Genomic DNA, 16,150 nt, shown 5'->3' with positions numbered 1-16,150 from the left:
CGAGCGATGTGCCGCCGGCAGCGGCCGTTCCCCGGGCGCGGCCTTTGCCACGAGCGCGGCGGACCATCGCTTATGCTCGCCCCCCATGAACCGACCCAAGCCTTTCTCCATGATCCGCGAGTTCCATCTGGCGGACTGGTTCACCCTGGGCAATGCCTTCTGCGGCGTGGGCGCCCTGTTCTCGGTGATGACGTTCCTGCAGACCGGCCTGACGACGCACCTGTATTACGCCTGCGCCTTGATCCCCGCGGCGCTGGTGTTCGACGTGCTGGACGGCCGCATCGCGCGCTGGCGCCAGAAGAGCTCGGCGATGGGCCGGGAGCTGGATTCGCTGGCGGACGTGATCTCCTTCGGCGTCGCGCCGGCGGTGATCGCCTACGGCTGCGGCATGCAAGGCCTGTGGGACCGCATCGTGCTGGGCTTCTTCGTGGCGGCCGGCGTGTCGCGGCTGGCCCGCTACAACATCACCGCGGAAGAGCTCAGCGACGGCGGCGACAAGGTGAAGTACTTCGAGGGCACGCCGATCCCGACCTCGCTGCTGCTGGTGGTCGTGCTCTGGGTGGCCGCCGCGCAAGGCGCCATCGGCCCGGCGTTGTGGGGCGGCGAGCTCAAGCTCGGCGGCTTCACACTGCATCCGCTGGTGCTGATGTTCGCGATCTCGGGCTCGTTGATGATCAGCCGGATCCGGATTCCCAAGCTCTGAACGCCCGCCCATGAACGAAGGCCCGTCCTTGGACGGGCCTTGTCGTTTCCGGCGCGCTCGGGCGCCACACGCGCCGCGGATTCGGCGTGCTCGGCGTGCTCGGCGTGCTCGACGGATTTCACGGCATCCGCGACCGCCTCGCACCCGGCGCCCTGAGCGCGCCGGGCCCGATGCTCAAGGGCGTCCGCCCACGATCCGGTTGCTGCGCGCGGCCAGCCGCTGCAGCGACAGCGCCACCGCATCGGAGCCCGCCTCGCGGACGGCCAGCGCCTGCGCGCGCGGGGCCTCGGACGCCGTCGCCGGGCAGCTGCCGTTGGCGCGGAACTGCAGCGCGGCGGCCAGCATGCCTTCGCCGGTGTCTCCCAGCGCGTGCTCCAGGTCGTCCGCCACCTTGCAGCCGCGCACGCCGGTGGCGCCGCTGCCGCCGGGCACGAAGCCGTCGGCGTAGTCGCCGAAGCCCTTGTTGTTGGTGCCGACGAACTCGATCGGGAAGTAGCTGTAGCCGCAGTTGTCCTTCGCGGTGAAGCCATAGGGCTTGCCGCAGGTGGTGCCGCCGATCAGCACGACGTCGATGTCGACGCCGCGCAGGCCGTTGATCAGCGCCTCGCTGGCGGAGCAGGTGCCGCTCTGCGCCAGCACGAAGACGCGCTTGAGGTTCAACGCCGGCAGCGGCTGCTGCGAGGTGCAGCGGTTGTTCACCAGCACGCAGGAGGTGTCGTAGAACGGCGTCTTGGCGTCGGCGCTGTTGGTCTGCGCGTTGCGGCGGCTGTTGTAGCGCAGTTGCTCGAAGGTCTTGCCGCTGGTCGGCGACGCACCGGCGATCATGTAGGCCAGCTCGCTGGCGATGAACAGGTAGCCGCCGCCGTTGTAGCGCAGGTCCACCACCAGGTCGGTGGTACCGCGCGCGCGGAAGTCCTGCATCGCGGCGATCAGTTGCGACTCGGCCGGCGCGATGTGATCGTTGAACACCATGTAGCCGACCTGCGCGCCGTCGGCCGCGGTCAGCACCTGGTGGATGGGCACCGGCGTCTTGGTGACGTTGCCGGCGGTCAGGCCGACCGTGCGCGTCACGCCGGCGGTGGACGTCAGCACGAAGCTGCGGGTGCGGCCCGCGGTGCCGGGAAACAGCGCGTCGTTGAGCACGTTCACGCCGGCCGTGTCGTTCGCGTCGGCGGAGGTGCCGTCGACGGTCACCAGCGTGTCGCCGCGGCGCACGCCGGCATTGGCCGCCATGCTGCCCGGCTCGACGAAGGACACGCGGATCTTGCGCGGCGGCGTCGGCGACGCCATCGTCCATTCGACGCCGTACCCCAGCGAGACGCCGCCGTCGGACAGCGCGTTCCATTCCCGCGTGCTCATGACGAAGCTGAACTGGTCGCGCCGCTTGCCGGTGGAGGTGATCACCGGCGACAGCAGCGCGTCGAAGTACTTGCTCAGCGCGGACGCGACATCGCTGCCGCTGTAGGCCGCCGCGGACGGATCGACCGTCGGCACGTCCTCGCGCCACAGGTAGGCCTCGTCCATGTAGGAGCGGATCCAGTTCTTCTCGGTGGCCAGGCTGCCGTTGCGGGTCGACGCCTCGGCGTTGCCCGGCGCGCACTGCTGCGCGTAGGTCGAGCTGGCCTGCAGCGGGGTCGTGCCGCCCGATCCGGAGCCGCCGCCGATGATGATCGTGCCGCCGCCGCCTCCGCCGCCCGGGTTGGTGCCCACCAGCGGCGCGCCGCTCTCGTTGCCGCCACCGCCGCAACCCTGCAGCACCATCGCGCCCACGGCGCCGGCCATGGCCAGGCGCGCCGCCCGCTTCATCGCGGATCGATTCATCGCTACTCCCTCGTCGGGTCGACGGACCCGTGTGTGTTCTTGTCCCGGCGCGGGGTGTCAGCACGTGACACCCACCGGCAACGTCGAGGGACGATTTATAGCGGGAAATGGTTGCGAACCGCAGGGATCACGCCAGCGGTTCCGCCTTCAGGGTGACCGCTGATGCGCCGTCGCCACTGACCATCAGGCGCCAACCGAACCAGCGCGACGGTGCCAGTTCCAGCGTCTGGCCGGCCTCGATCCAGTGGTCGTCGGGACAGCCGACGCGAGTGATCCAGGCCCTGCCGCCGATCGCATGCAGACGCACCGGACGGCGCAGACGCAGCGGCACGGCGCGGCCGTCGGCGGGCAGGACGAGGGAGGCTGTGGGGGACGGCGGTTTCATGTGCTCACGATAAAAGTCGGCTGTGTGGCGCTCCATCCACAGCCGCCGGCCGACCCGGGCACACAGCCCTCGCACCGCCGGGCGCTGTGCTGGCCGGCTTGCCGCCCATCTGTATTGGTTACGGCCGGGGCACAACACACAGAATCGACGCATGGACGCGCCGCTGTTACCGCTGTATATGCAACTCGCCGACCGCATGGCCCGATCGATCCGGTCCGGCACGCTCAAGCGCGGCGAGCGGCTGCCCTCGGTGCGGGAGCTGGGCGGCCAGCACGGCGTGTCGCTGTCGACGGCGGTCCAGGCCTACCGATGGCTGGAGGACGCCCGCTTGATCGAGGCCCGCCCGCGGTCCGGCTACTTCGTCGCGGCGCGCCCGCCGCGGCTGCCGGAGCCGCAGGTCTCGCGCCCCGACAACGCCTCGCGCCAGGTGCGGCTGGACCAGCTCGGCGCGCAGGTGATGGCGCTGTCGCAGGACGGATCCTTCATCTCCTTCGGCGCGGCCTGCCCGGGGCCGGAGCTGTTCGACCAGGACCGCGTCCGGCGCGCGATGGCCCGCTCGGTGATGCGCCATCGCGAGCTGCTGTGCACCTACCCCATCGGTCCCGGCATGGAGGAGGCGCGGCGCGCCGTCGCCCGCCATGCGCTGGGACTGGGTTGCGTGCTCGATCCGGACGAGGTCGTGTTGACCAACAGCTGCATGGAGGCGATCAGCCTGTGCCTGCGCAGCGTGTGCAAGCCCGGCGACGTGGTGGCGCTGGAGTCCCCGACCTATTACGGCTTCCTGGAGATCCTGCAGAGCCTGCACCTGCGGGCGCTGGAGATCCCCACGCATCCGCGCCACGGCATGTCGCTGGACGCGTTGCAACTTGCCTTCGAGACCCAGCAGGTCAAGGCCGTGCTGCTGGTGCCGACGCTGTCCAACCCGCTCGGCGCCAGCATGCCGGTGCCGGAGCGGCGCCGGCTGGCGGCGATGCTGTCGCGGCACGACGTGGCGCTGATCGAGGACGTGCTCTACAACGACCTGTCGGAGCAGGAGGACAAGCGCCGCGCGGTGAAGTCCTTCGACACGACGGGCCACGTGATGATCTGCGGCTCGTTCTCCAAGACGATCGCGCCGGGGCTGCGGCTGGGCTGGGTCGAGGCGGGCCGCTGGGGCGCCGTGCTGCGGCAGACCAAGGCGGTGCAGTCCGGCGGCCAGACGGCCGTGCTGGAGCTGGCGCTGGCGGACCTGCTGACGCAGGCCGGCGGAGGCGCGGCGCTGCGCCAGTTGCGCGCGACGATCGCCGCGCGCGTGGACGAGGCGCGGCAGCTGATCGCCGAGAGCTTTCCCAAGGGCACGCGCGTCTCGGATCCCGCGGGCGGCTTCATCCTGTGGGTGGAGCTGCCGGAATCGATGGATGCGGCGCAGCTCTACGAGTCCTGCCTGGCCGAGCGGATCGTCATCGCGCCGGGGTCGATGTTCTCGGCCAGCCCGCGCTTCCGGCATTGCCTGCGGCTGGGCGTCGGCGGCCGGTGGGGGCCAGAGCATCCCGCCGCGCTGCGGCGCATCGGCGCGCTGGCCAAGGCGCTCATGGCGCAGGACCGGGGCGACGACCTGGCGGCCTGAGCGCGGCGCCCGGCCGCGCGCTCAGCCCTGCAGCCATTCGTCATCGGCGTTCAGGCCCTTCGGCGCCTTGAGCCGGGCGATGGCGCCCTCGTCTTCCAACAGGCGCCAGCGCCACCAGTCCGTCGTGATCGTCTTGATCACCGCGGCGTGATGCGCGGCCAGCTTCTCCGGGGCACCGTCGCGCTCGCGGCCCAGCAGCCGCTGGCCGAAACCGGCGCCGCGTTCGCCACCTCCGCCGAAGGTCATGTGGTCCGCGCCTTCCAGCCACAGCAGCGCCTTGGCGCCGGCCGGCAGCGTGTCGTAGACGGCGCGGCGGTAACGGCCGTCGCGCTCCTGGCCGAGCGGGTTGCCGTCCAGGCTGCCGGTCAGGCACAGCATGGGTCGAGTGATGCCCTTGATGCCGCCGGGGAAATGCCCGGCCGACGGGCTGAACGCGGCGAAGGCCTTGAAGCGCGACTCGGACAGATCGGGCGCGCTGCGCATCTGGAAGTCCCGGCCCGCGACCGCCAGCGTGGTCTGCGCGCCGAAGGAGTGGCCCGACATGCCGAGCGCGTCCGGCCGCACGCGCGCCCAGGCGGCGTCGCCGCTCTTCTGCAGTTGCAGCAATTGCTCGACGGCGAACTGCACGTCGTGGCCACGGTCGATCAACTGCTCGGCGCTGGCCGCCGCCTTCACCGCCGCCAGCCCGCCGCTCCAGATGGCCCGGTCGCTGCCGGCATGCTGCAGGTGCAGGGTGGCGATGCCCGCGTCGGCCCAGGCCTGCGCCCATTCCGTGCCGCCGTCCAGGCTGCCACCCAGGCCGTGCGAGAACACCACCAGCGCCACCGGCTTCTCGCCCGCGGGCAGGCGCAGCCGCCAGGGCACGTCGCGCAGGCGTTTCTGGTCGCGCCACACGCCTTGTCGCACCGCCGCCTCGCCCGCCGCGGCGGGTTTCGCCGTGTCGGCCGCCCAGGCGGGCAGCGCCGTCCAGCCGCCCGCGCCGAGCATCGCCGATGCCGCCGACATCGCGGCAGCGCGCGTCAGCAGCGCGCGTCGGCCCGGGTCGCACGCCTGATCGTGGGCCGTGTCTTGAGATCGCTCGAAGTGCTTCGCCTTGTCCATCCGTCGATTTTGCAAAGCGAGGCGCCGGCGACGCGCGGCTTTTACCTGCCTTTACTCGGCGATGCGGGCAGATGCCGTTCCCGGCCCCGCGCCGGGATTCGCGCCCGAGCCGGGCGCCACCGGCTTGAGGCGCAGCGCCCAGCACACCCCGCCGACGAGCAGCAGCACCCCCGCCACCCCCAGCGCCGGAGGCCAGGCCCCACGATGCATCTGCGAGTAACTCAGCGCGGCCAGCGTCTCGAAGACGATCAGCTGGCCGACCAGGGCGGTCGGCAGGCGCTGGCTGGCCTCGTTCCAGCACAGCGTGCCTAGCCAGGACGCGAACAGGCCCACGGCCGCCATCAGGCCGACGTACGGCCACACGCGAGGCCCGGCCGGGAAGTCGAAACCGCTGGGCAGCAGCGGCAGGCCGACGCCGTCCGCCACGGCGAGCAGCGCGAACGCCAGCGCCGCCATCGGCAGCGTGACCAGCCCCTGCGCCGTCGCCCAGGCGCGCGGGCTGCGGTCGGTGTGCGTGCGCAGCCAGTCGGCGTTGCGGATCGGATACCAGGTCCAGCAGGCCAGCGCCACGATCGCCAACGCCGCGCCCTGCAGGTAGCGCCCCATCGCCTGCGGCGCGAGCGAGGCCTGCTCGACCTGGTTGACGCAGCCGATGCCGGCGGCGATCAGCAGCAGCGCGGGCGCCAGGTCGCGCCAGCGGTAATGGCCGTCGCGCGCGGCGTTGCGGCGGTTGGAGCAGACCGCGATGACGACGGGCAGCGTGCCGATGATCATCGTCGGCAAGGGCCCGCCCGCGCGCTGGATCGCCGCGGCCAGCGCCAGGTAGTAGAGGAAGTTGCCGATGGCGGAGAGCCGCACCGCGTCGCGCCAGTCGGCGCGCGTCAGGCGACGCAGCTCGCGCCGGTCGATCAACGCCAGCGGCACCGCCAGCAGGCCGAAGGCCAGATAACGACCGGCCACCAGCATGGCGGCGGGGTACTCCGGCAGCAGCAGGGGGGTGACGAACACCAGGCCCCACATCAGGCCGGCGGCGAGCGCGAACAGGAATCCGGACAGCATGCGGCGCAATGTCGCGCCGCGTCAGGGTCGCGGTCTTGTACCCAGTTGCTGCTGGTAGCGCGCCGGCGTGACGCCGTAGCGGCGCGCGAAGCCGCGCGTCAGGTGGGCCTGGTCGGTCAGGCCCACGGCCGCGGCCACCTGTGCCGGCGGCTGGCCTGCGGCCAGCTGGCGCTTGGCCTCGTTCAGGCGCAGCGCCATCAGCGCCTGCTGCGGCGTGGCGTGATGCTGGGCCTTGAAGCTGCGCAGGAAGTGGAACGGGCTGAGCCCGGCGACGGCGGCGAGCCGGCCGGTGTCCAGCGATTCGTCGAGGTGCGCGCGCATGTGCTCGATCACCGCCGCGAAGCGTGGCGCGGCGCCGTCGTGGCGCGTCGGCGCGCGATGCGCGTGGCGGCTCAGGCCCTGGACCAGCTCCAGCAGCGCGCTGTCGAAGGCCAGCGGCTCGCTGGCGCGCCACAGCGCCGCGATCAGCGCGGCGGCGCGCGTGGCGGCCTGCGCGTCGTGCGCGACGGCGGCATTGAAGCGCCAGGCGGGGCCGCCGTAGAGCTCCGCCAGCAGCGACTCCTCCAGATAGACCATCCGATAACCCCACGCCTCGGCCGTGGCGGCCTCGCCGGTGTGGATGTCCTCGGGATTCATCAGCATCAGCGTGGCGCGCGGCGCCAGGTGCTCGCCGCCGCGCCAGCGGAAGCGGCCGACGCCGCCGGTGATCGCGCCCAGGCCGTAGGCCTCGTGGGTGTGCGGCTCGAAGCTGTGTCGCAGGATGTGGGCGTGGTACAGCTCGACGCCCTCGCGGTGCGCGGGGCGGCGGTACTGGGCCTGATCCTGGGGATGCTCGAACGCCGTGGGCATGGTGCGAGTCTAGGCGTCCCCGCCGGAGCGCGCCGCGCGCGCTCCGTCCGCGGGCCTTCGCAAGGCGTGATGGCCGGGTCCGCGAGCGGCCCCATCGCTCGGGTGGCTCCGATGGATCGCCTGGATCGGAAGGCGCCGGCCGCCTCAGAGCATCCCCGGCGTCATCCCCGTCCAGCGTCGGAACGAGCGCCGGAAGTTGCTCTTGTCCTGGAAGCCCAGCGAGCGCGCCACCGCCTCGCCGCGCTGTCCGCGCAACGTCATGAGGTAGAGCGCCGCGTGCGCGCGGACCTGGTCGAGCTGCGCCTGATGATGCGTGCCGAGTTGCGCCAGCTGGCGTTTCAACGTCGCCGGGCTGACGCCGAAGCGGCGCGCGCTGCGGTCCAGGGACGGCTGCCCGCCGATCTCCGCCAGCAGGTGGTCGTAGAGCGCCGCGAGCTGCCCGCGCCAGGCGGCTTCGGGATCGGCGCCCTGCGCCAATGCGCCCGCCGCCAGCGCGGGTCGGCCCGTCGCGGCGGTGGCCCACGGCACGGTCGCGGCCGCCAGGGGCAGGCGCATCGCGTCGACCTGGCAACCGAAGTGCAGGTCAGGGCCGAGGTAGGCGGCATGCTGCGACAGCTCGCGCGGACGGGTCCGGTTGAAGCTGAAAGTCCACGGCAGCGCGCGCCCGCCGCCCAGCCACTGCGCCATCGCGACGACGGCGCCCATCTGCATGTCCACCAGCAGCGGCTGCAGGCTGGGCGGCGCGCCGCAGGCCTCGGTCCAGACGAGCAGCAGCTCGTCGTCGGTCTGGATCAGGCGCGGCGTCAGCAGCGGCGAGAGCCGCGCCGGCCAATCGCACAGCACGCGCAGGGCCTGGCGCAGATCGCCGGCCTGCTGCAGCGCCTGGCTGGCCAGGCCGTAATGCCCGGGCAGGCTGAGCTGGCCGATGACGAAACCCACGTCGCGCGACAGCGGCTGCAACGCCGCCAGCATCGACAGCAGTTGCCGCGCCGACAGCGCCTGCCCCGGCACGACGCCGCAGCGGTGCAGCCACTCCTCGGGCGCGATCGAGCGGCTGCGGGCGAACTCCGCCAGCAGCGCGCCCTGATAGGCCCACGGGATGAAGGCGTGATCGGCGCCGTAATGTGGCGCGATGCCGGCGGGCAACGCTTGACGCAGGCTCGCCAGCGCGTCGCTCACCGCAGCCGCTCCAGCAGACGCAGCAGTTGTGCTTCGGCGTCCTCGGACGGATGGAGCTCGGCGCTGGCCAGGCAGGCGTCCAGGCGCGTGCGGGTGCGCCCATCGGCGCAGGGATGGACATGGGCGTTCAGCGCCGCCAGCAGGTCGCCGGGCAGGCCCGCGTCGGCCACCGGCAGCAGCGCGACGAAACGGTCGGCGGCGTATCGGCACAGCAGGTCGCCGGGCCGCAGTTGCAGCAGCAGCAAAGGCCCGGTGGCCTGCAGCAGGCGGTCGGCCTCGGCCAGTCCATGCCCGCGTGCCAGCGCGGGCAGGTCCTGCCAGCCGAGCATGACCAGCGTGGCCGGTCCGCCCGCGCGCTGCTGCAGACGGATCTGATCGAGCAGGTAGGCGCCGTCGCCGAGCTGGGTCAGTCCGTCGATCTGGGCGTGCTCGCGATAGCCGCGCTCGCGGCCGGTACGCAGCGCGTTGAGGGCCAGCTGTTCCTGCCGCCACAGGTGCAGGCCGAAGGTCAGCCCGACCATGCCGATGACGTGGAAGGTCGATTCCATGCCCATCAACAGCGTGTACTCGCGCGGCAGCTTCCAGAATTCATCCATCAGGTCGGCCCAGCCGCCCATCAGCATGCCGGACAGTCCCAGGCACAGCCAGGTGGTGACGCGGCCAGCGGGCCGGCTGGCGCGCAGTTGCACCAGCCACAGCCCCAGCATGGCGACAATCGCGGCCTCGCTGACGATGTCGATCCAGCGCCAGACCGCGACCGGCTTGGCGATCGCCCAGTAGGCGAAGAGCCAGGTGATGCCGGCCATCGCCAGCAGCAGCGCGTGGCCGAAGTGACGCGACCCGGCGACCGGAGCGAGCACCAGCGGCGGGCGGGGCAACACGAGTTTCATGGCGCGCGATGCTAGGCAGCGTTTGTGACACTCGCCGTCGTCGCGCGGACGGGGGGTCGGATCGGCTCACCGGCGCGCCGCGATGGAGCCGTCCGCGCCGGACCTTGGCGCGGATGCCGCACTGTCACGGCGTCGCCATTCGCGATTCCTAACGTGCGCCGCATTCCCGACTCACCGACCCACGACCATGCGCACGCCGTCCCGCCCCCTCCCCCGCCCCACCCTGCTGGCCCTGTGCCTGTCCACGCTGTTCGTCGCCGCGCCCGTGCTGGCGCAGCAAGCCCCGGCCGCCGATGCCAGGAGCGACGCCAAGCCCGCCGACAAGTCCGCCGAGAAGGACAAGGCCTCCCCCGCCAAGGACGTCAGGCCTGACGCGCACAAGCTCGACACCGTCGTGACCGTCGGCCAGGCGGCCGCGCTGCGCTCGGCGATCGACAAGCAGTCCGCCGCGCAGGGCATCGTCAACATCGTGCATGCCGACGGCATCGGGCAACTGCCGGACAACAACGCCGCCGAGGCGTTGGCGCGCCTGCCGGGCGTGTCGGTCGAGCGCGACCAGGGCGAGGGCCGCTTCATCCGCGTCCGCGGCCTGGGGCCCGACTACAACGCCGTCAACATCAACGGCGCGCTGACGCCGGCCTCCGAGGCCGACCGCCGCGCGCCGGGTCTGGACCTGGTGCCGGCCGGCCTGATCCGCTCGCTGGAAGTGCAGAAGACGCTGACACCGGACCAGGACGCCAACTCGCTGGGCGGCACGGTGACGGTGCGCACGCTGAGCGCGTTCGACCAGCCCGGCCGCCTGTTCACGATGGAGCTCGGCGGCAACTACGACGCCAACGCCGGCGCGACCCGCCCGCGCGGCTCGGTGGCCTTCGCCGACCGCTTCGCCGGCGGCACGCTGGGCGTGGCCGTGGCGCTGTCCGGCGACCGTCGCCGCTTCGCCAGCGACAACACCGAGACCGGCGGCGACTGGGACGGCGACAAGCTGAACAGCTTCGAGCTGCGCCGCTACGCCATCACCCGCGAGCGCGTCGGCGCCGCGCTCAACCTCGACTTCAAGCCCGACGACGGCACGCTGCTGTACCTGCGCAGCTTCAGCAGCAAGTTCACCGACGAGGAGAGCCGCCAGTCGATGAAGGTCGAGTTCGAGGAGGCGCAGGCCCCCGGCGAGACCGGCGACGGCACCGTCAGCCGCGGCCTGAAGGCACGCCGCGAGATCAACAAGTCCAGCGCCGTGGTGCTGGGCACCGAGCTGACGCGCGGCCCCTGGAAGCTCTGGGGCGAGGCCGGCGCCGGCCGCGCCAGCGAGAACAAGCCCGACACGCTGAGCTCGTCGTCCTTCACCGCCGACTTCTCCGGCCTCGGTTACGCCGACACCGTCAAGCCGATGCCGACCGCGGTCGCAGGCTTGAACGACGCGTCGCGCTACAGCTTCAACAAGGCCAAGGTCGAGCAGAGCCAGGCCACCGACCGCGTCCGCCACCTGAAGGCCGACGTGCAGCGCGAGTTCGGCCTGGCCGGCTGGGACGTCGACCTCAAGGTCGGCCTGAAGGCGTCGCGCCGCGACAAGGACAACACGCAGGAGACCTACGCGCCCAGCGCCAAGGTGCTCAAGAAGGCGCCGTACAACGTGGCGTCGTCGAAGCTGGGCCTGGGCGGCTTCCTGTCGGACGACGCGGTCGACTATCCGTGGACGTCCTTCGGCCCCGGCATCGATCCGGGCAAGCTGCGCGCGCTGTACGGCGCCTACGACCTGAACGCGTTCCGCGATCCGGTCGATTCGGTGGTGAACGACTTCGGCATGAAGGAGCGTGTCGACGCCGGTTACGTCCAGGCGCAAGTCGAGCAAGGCGGCACGCAGTGGCTGGTCGGTCTGCGCCATGAGCGCGTGCGCTTCACCGCCGACGGCACCGCGGCCAAGGACGGCGCGCTCAGCCCCATCCACCAGGAGACCCGCAGCCGTCACTGGCTGCCGGCGGTGCTGCTGCGCCAACAGCTCGGCGGCGGGCTGGTGCTGCGCGCGGCGCTGACGCACTCGGTGGTGCGGCCGGCCTTCGGGCAGTTGAGCCCGGGCGTCACCGTCGACGGCGACGAGGCCACGGTCGGCAATCCGGCGCTCAAGCCGCTGCGCTCGCGCAACCTGGATCTGGGCGTGGAGCAGCGCCTGGGCCGCGACGGCACGGTGTCGGCCTACGTCTTCCACAAGAAGATCCGCGACTTCGCGTTCCAGACCGACCTGGCGGGCGCGCCGGGCTGGGAGGACTTCAGCCACGTCGAGTCCTTCGCCAACGGCGGCGATGCGACGGTGCGCGGTCTGGAGCTGTCCTGGACGCAGGCGCTGAGCACGCTGCCGGCGCCGTGGAACGGGCTGGTGGTCGGCGCCAACGGCAGCTTCGTGAAGTCGCGCGCGACGATCGGCGGCTACGACGACGGCAAGCTCGTCACGCGCCGCATCGCGCTGCCCAGCCAGTCGGACCGCAGCATCAACCTGAGCCTGGGCTGGGAATCGCCGGCCTTCGGCGCCCGCATCGCGCTGAACCACAAGTCGCCCTACCTGCTGGAGGTCGGCGACGTGCTGGACGCCGCGCAGGACCGCAAGGTCGACAAGCAGAACCAGATCGACGCGTCGATGCGCATCCAGCTGGCCAAGGGCCTGCAGTTGCAGCTCGAGGCGCTGAACCTGAGCAACGAGCGCTACTACGTCTACCAGGGCGACAAGGCCCGCAACATGCAGTACGAGCAGTACGGCCGCGCCTACAAGGTGAGCCTGAAGCTGGCGATGTTCTGAAGCGCGGACAGGAAACGATCCCCATGACGATGACGAACAAGACGAAGAAGACCAAGCCCATGAAGCGGACGATCGCGGCCCTGTCCGTGGCCGCGATGCTGGCGCCCGTGGCGATGGCCGCCCCCGCCGCGACGGCAATGGCGCAGGCGACGACGGGCGCCCCCGCGATCCGCGCCTCGACGCCGGCGATCAAGGCCTCGGCGGCCGCCGCCACGACACCGGCCCTTGCCCTGTCGCTCGCCAAGAGCGGGTTGCGCCTGCTCGACGCGCAGGGCCGGGTGGTGGACGAGTTCAGTGTCCGCGCCAAGCGCTGGGACCGGCGCGCGCTGGCCGACGGCACGACCGTCGCGCTGCTGCAGGACGCCGACAGCGGCGCGCTGCGGCTGATCGAGGTCCGCGGCGATCGCCTGCGCGAGCGTGCCCGCTGGGCCGCGCCCGCCGTCGACGTGGAGGCCGTCTGTCTCTACCTGGAGCCGCGTCAGCAGACGTTGCAGGCCTTCCTGCTGGGCAGCGACGGCCTGTCGGAGCAATGGCTGCTGACGACGCCGTCGTCGCCCACGCGCGGCATGGCCGAGGGCCAGGTCTTGCGCCTGTTCGCCGCGGTGCCCGACGCCAAGGCCTGCGCCGTCCGAGACGACGAGGGGACCTTGTACGTCGCCGAGTCCGACGTCGGCCTGTGGGCCTTCAACGCCGATCCGGAACGAGCCGGCCGCGAGCTGGTCGCGCCGGGCCTGGCGCCGCAGGACCTGCCGCTGTGGCTGGAGGCGCGCGCCTCGCGCCTCGCGCCGGTGATCCCGGTCGCGGTGCCGTCCGCGCAGACCGAGCCGGTCCGCGGCGCCGGCGATGCCGCGGACGATCCGGCGATCTGGGTCCACGCCTCGCAGCCGGCCAGGAGCCGCATCCTGGGCACCGACAAGAAGCGCGGCCTGGCCGTCTACGACCTGCAAGGCCGCGAGACGCAGTTCCTGCCGGTGGGCCGGGTCAACAACGTCGACCTCCGTCAACGCCTGCGCTACGACGGCCGCGACTGGGACCTGGCGGTCGCCACGCAGCGCGACCAGCGCAGCGTGCTGCTGTTCGGCATCGATGCCGCCGGCCGCGTGAAGACGCTGGCCGAGCTGCCCACCGGGCTGGAGGACGTCTACGGCATCTGCAGCGCGCGCAATCCGGCCGGCGGACTGGACGTTTTCGTCAATGACAAGGATGGGCGTCTGATCCAGCTGCGCGTCGCCCGCAAGGGCGGCGGCTGGACGGCGGCGGAAGTGGCCTCGCTGAAGCTGGCGACGCAACCCGAAGGCTGCGTCGCTGACGAGGCCGGCCGGCAGTTCTTCGTCGGCGAGGAAAAGCGCGGCCTGTGGCGCGTGGCGCTGGACGCCGACGGCAAGCTCGGCGATGCGACGCTGATCCTGCCGGTCGGGGAGACCTTGCACGCGGACGTCGAAGGCATGGCGGTGCACCGCGGGCCGCGCGGCGCCTGGCTGGTGGTGTCCTCGCAGGGCAACGACAGCTACGTCGTGCTGGACGCCGACGCACCGCATGCGGTGAAGGGTCGCTTCCGCATCGGGCTGAACGCGGCGCGCGGCATCGACGGCGTATCGGAAACGGATGGGCTGGACGTGACCTCCACGTCGCTGGGCGGCGAGTACGGCGAGGGCCTGCTCGTCGTGCAGGACGGCCACAAGCGTTGGCCGATGGGACGGCAGAACTTCAAGCTGGTGCCGTGGGGGGAGGTGGTGCGGGTGATCGAGGGGAGCGGCACGACGCCGCGGTGATCCATCTCTTGATCATTCGGGGCGAAAAGCTAACCATGCGAGCTTTTCGCTCCTCCGCTTCTCGACGTCATGCCCTCCGCCTTCTTGATCCGCGCCGTCCGCCCCTCCGACCTCCCCGCCTGGCGCCCCCTCTGGGACGGCTACAACGCCTTCTACGGCCGGGCCGGCGAGACGGCGCTGCCGGAAGCGGTCACGGCCACGACCTGGTCGCGCTTCTTCGACGAAAACGAGCCGGTGCATGCGCTGGTCGCGGAGCTGGACGGGAAGTTGGTCGGCCTGACGCACTACCTCTTCCATCGCAGCACCAGCCGCAGCGATGACGTCTGCTACCTGCAGGACCTGTTCACCGCCGAGGACGTCCGCGGCCGCGGCGTCGGCCGCGCGCTGATCGAGGCGGTCGCGACGGCGGCGAAGGCAGCCGGTAGCTCGCGCGTCTACTGGCAGACGCAGACGACGAATGCGCCCGGCCGCGCGTTGTATGACCAGGTGGCGCAGCACAAGGGATTCATCGTCTACAGCCGCGAGCTGTGACGGCATCGGGCGTTGCCGAGCGGCGGGCCCGGTGTCTTCAGGCGAGGCGGCGACGCAGATCCGCCCGCGCGCTCTCGGCCAGCTCGGTGCCGCGCACGCCGCCTTCCGGGAAGGCCGCCGCGCCCATCTGCAGGCCGACGTGCATCGTGTGCTCGCCAACGCCGTAGGGCCCGTTGAGCATCTGCAGCAGTCGCTGCTGCACGATGTGCGCCTCGGGCGAGCCCGCGTCCAGCAACAGCACGGCAAAGCTGGTCTCGCCGATCTGCAGGACCATGTCGGTCCCGCGCACCCGGCTGCGCAGCCGGCGGCCCACCGCCGTCATCAGCTCGTTCTGCGTCTCGGCGGGCCAGGACTGGCCCTCGCGCGCCAGCGGCTCGGCCTCCAGCCACAACACCGACAGGTGGCCGCCATAACGACGGCATTGCGTCAACTGGCGCGAGATCATCAGACCGAACTCGGCCAGCGAGTCCACCCGCGGCACCCACAGCGCCGGCGTCTGCCGCGGCGGCTTGGTGCGGTCCGCCCCGGCCTCTTCCACGACGGCGGAAGGGGCGGCGGCGGTGGCGGGGGACGGACTCATGCGCGACTGCTCCAGACTGAAGACGGATCACGCCCGCGTCGCGCCGAAGCGGTCGCAGGGTGTCATTGATTCGGGGTGAGGACACGACCCGCTGAAGCAGCCCGTTCCATGCCGGCCTCCCTTGCCACATGACAGAGCCGTGCCCTCATCTATGTAAAACGGAATCCCGCCGCCAGCCCCGACATCTGCTCACAAAAATCTTCTAGGTGGAAACCCTTGAAATGACGCCGAGGGTGCCGGTTTGATTCATCGCGCGCCCAGTGACGTGTAACAAGGTCATGCGACACCGCTAGAGTTCCGGACCATGACGGACATCACCCAACTGCTGCACGCCGCAGGTCAAGGCGATCGAACCGCCGCCGACCAGGTGGTGGCGCAGCTGTACGGGGAGTTGCAGAAGCTGGCCCGCCAGCGCATCCGCCAGGCCGGCGAGATGACGCTGCTGGACACCACCGCGCTGGTGCACGAGGCCTGGTTGCGGCTGGCCGGCGCCAACGGCCAGTCCTTCCCCGATCGGCGTCACTTCCTGGCTTACGCGGCGCGCGTGATGCGCCATGTGGTGATCGACCTGGTCCGGGCCAGGCAGGCCGAGCGCCGCGGCGGCGACCAGATGGCGGTGACGCTCAACACCGCCGTCGTCGAACAGACGCCGCAGGGCGACGACGACATCCTGCGCGTGCACGAGGCGCTGGAGGAACTGGCCGCCATCGACCCGCGCATGGCGCAGGTGGTGGAGATGCGGTACTTCGGCGGCTTGCTCGAGCAGGAAATCGCGGAAGCCCTCGGCGTCACCGAACGGACTGTTCAACGCGACTGGCAGAAGGCGAGAATCCTGCTTTCGATGAGCCTCAAGGCCTGACCCCGTCCGGCCTCGCCGGCTCCTTCC

Annotated in this window: 14 protein-coding genes; 6 read left to right on the top strand and 8 right to left on the bottom strand. The window is 71.6% G+C overall.

Annotated features, from left to right (window positions below; genetic code table 11):
* Positions 1–85: 85 nt before the first annotated feature.
* The gene (gene pssA / locus CDN99_RS21140) at positions 86–703 is read left to right on the top strand and encodes a CDP-diacylglycerol--serine O-phosphatidyltransferase (protein ID WP_088386881.1); all 618 of its coding nucleotides are present in this window, start codon (positions 86–88) and stop codon (positions 701–703) included.
* A 174-nt stretch (positions 704–877) separates the two neighbouring features.
* On the opposite strand, the gene CDN99_RS21135 is transcribed toward pssA, so the two are convergent.
* Both CDN99_RS21135 and CDN99_RS28725 read right to left on the bottom strand, forming a co-directional pair.
* Positions 878–2,524, bottom strand: a complete 1,647-nt coding sequence (locus CDN99_RS21135; RefSeq protein WP_238139632.1) for a S41 family peptidase — start codon at positions 2,522–2,524, stop codon at positions 878–880.
* A 127-nt stretch (positions 2,525–2,651) separates the two neighbouring features.
* The gene (locus CDN99_RS28725; RefSeq protein ID WP_158218914.1) at positions 2,652–2,909 is read right to left on the bottom strand and encodes a DUF2917 domain-containing protein; all 258 of its coding nucleotides are present in this window, start codon (positions 2,907–2,909) and stop codon (positions 2,652–2,654) included.
* 151 nt (positions 2,910–3,060) lie between these two features.
* Here CDN99_RS28725 and CDN99_RS21125 point away from each other — a divergent pair, with 151 nt between their 5' ends.
* Positions 3,061–4,515, top strand: a complete 1,455-nt coding sequence (locus CDN99_RS21125) for an aminotransferase-like domain-containing protein (protein WP_088386879.1) — start codon at positions 3,061–3,063, stop codon at positions 4,513–4,515.
* A gap of 21 nt (positions 4,516–4,536) precedes the next feature.
* Here the strand turns inward: CDN99_RS21125 and CDN99_RS21120 are convergent, their stop codons facing one another.
* From CDN99_RS21120 to CDN99_RS21100, 5 genes are all read right to left on the bottom strand, one after another.
* Positions 4,537–5,616 (bottom strand): alpha/beta hydrolase family protein, encoded by a 1,080-nt coding sequence (locus CDN99_RS21120; protein WP_088386878.1) that lies wholly within the window; start codon positions 5,614–5,616, stop codon positions 4,537–4,539.
* Positions 5,617–5,667: 51 nt separating this feature from the next.
* Positions 5,668–6,675, bottom strand: a complete 1,008-nt coding sequence (locus tag CDN99_RS21115; RefSeq protein ID WP_088386877.1) for a DMT family transporter — start codon at positions 6,673–6,675, stop codon at positions 5,668–5,670.
* Between the two features lie 21 nt (positions 6,676–6,696).
* Entirely contained in the window at positions 6,697–7,524 is an 828-nt protein-coding gene (locus CDN99_RS21110; protein ID WP_088386876.1) for an AraC family transcriptional regulator, read from the bottom strand.
* A 144-nt stretch (positions 7,525–7,668) separates the two neighbouring features.
* Positions 7,669–8,703 (bottom strand): AraC family transcriptional regulator, encoded by a 1,035-nt coding sequence (locus CDN99_RS21105; RefSeq protein WP_238139631.1) that lies wholly within the window; start codon positions 8,701–8,703, stop codon positions 7,669–7,671.
* Positions 8,700–9,593, bottom strand: coding sequence for a GGDEF domain-containing protein (locus CDN99_RS21100; RefSeq protein WP_088386875.1), 894 nt, complete (start codon positions 9,591–9,593; stop codon positions 8,700–8,702). The genes CDN99_RS21105 and CDN99_RS21100 overlap by 4 nt, the downstream gene beginning before the upstream one ends.
* Before the next feature lie 187 nt (positions 9,594–9,780).
* Here CDN99_RS21100 and CDN99_RS21095 point away from each other — a divergent pair, with 187 nt between their 5' ends.
* The 3 genes from CDN99_RS21095 to CDN99_RS21085 all read left to right on the top strand — a co-directional run bounded on the left by CDN99_RS21095 (position 9,781) and on the right by CDN99_RS21085 (position 14,684).
* On the top strand, positions 9,781–12,381 hold the full coding sequence (locus CDN99_RS21095) for a TonB-dependent receptor (protein WP_158218913.1): 2,601 nt from the start codon (positions 9,781–9,783) through the stop codon (positions 12,379–12,381).
* Between the two features lie 23 nt (positions 12,382–12,404).
* The gene (locus CDN99_RS21090) at positions 12,405–14,153 is read left to right on the top strand and encodes a phytase (RefSeq protein ID WP_238139630.1); all 1,749 of its coding nucleotides are present in this window, start codon (positions 12,405–12,407) and stop codon (positions 14,151–14,153) included.
* Between the two features lie 69 nt (positions 14,154–14,222).
* Positions 14,223–14,684 carry a GNAT family N-acetyltransferase gene (locus tag CDN99_RS21085; RefSeq protein ID WP_088386873.1) on the top strand — a complete coding sequence of 154 codons (462 nt, stop codon included), beginning with the start codon at positions 14,223–14,225 and terminating at the stop codon, positions 14,682–14,684.
* A 37-nt stretch (positions 14,685–14,721) separates the two neighbouring features.
* Here the strand turns inward: CDN99_RS21085 and CDN99_RS21080 are convergent, their stop codons facing one another.
* Positions 14,722–15,264 (bottom strand): diguanylate cyclase domain-containing protein, encoded by a 543-nt coding sequence (locus CDN99_RS21080; protein ID WP_088386872.1) that lies wholly within the window; start codon positions 15,262–15,264, stop codon positions 14,722–14,724.
* A gap of 304 nt (positions 15,265–15,568) precedes the next feature.
* Here CDN99_RS21080 and CDN99_RS21075 point away from each other — a divergent pair, with 304 nt between their 5' ends.
* The gene (locus CDN99_RS21075; RefSeq protein WP_088386871.1) at positions 15,569–16,123 is read left to right on the top strand and encodes an ECF-type sigma factor; all 555 of its coding nucleotides are present in this window, start codon (positions 15,569–15,571) and stop codon (positions 16,121–16,123) included.
* Positions 16,124–16,150: the final 27 nt, after the last annotated feature.

Source organism: Roseateles aquatilis (assembly GCF_002205645.1).
In the GTDB taxonomy this organism is placed as follows: Bacteria; Pseudomonadota; Gammaproteobacteria; order Burkholderiales; family Burkholderiaceae_C; genus Roseateles; species Roseateles aquatilis.
Note: the sequence above shows the minus strand (reverse complement) of the source record. Positions and strands in the feature narration are given on the sequence as shown.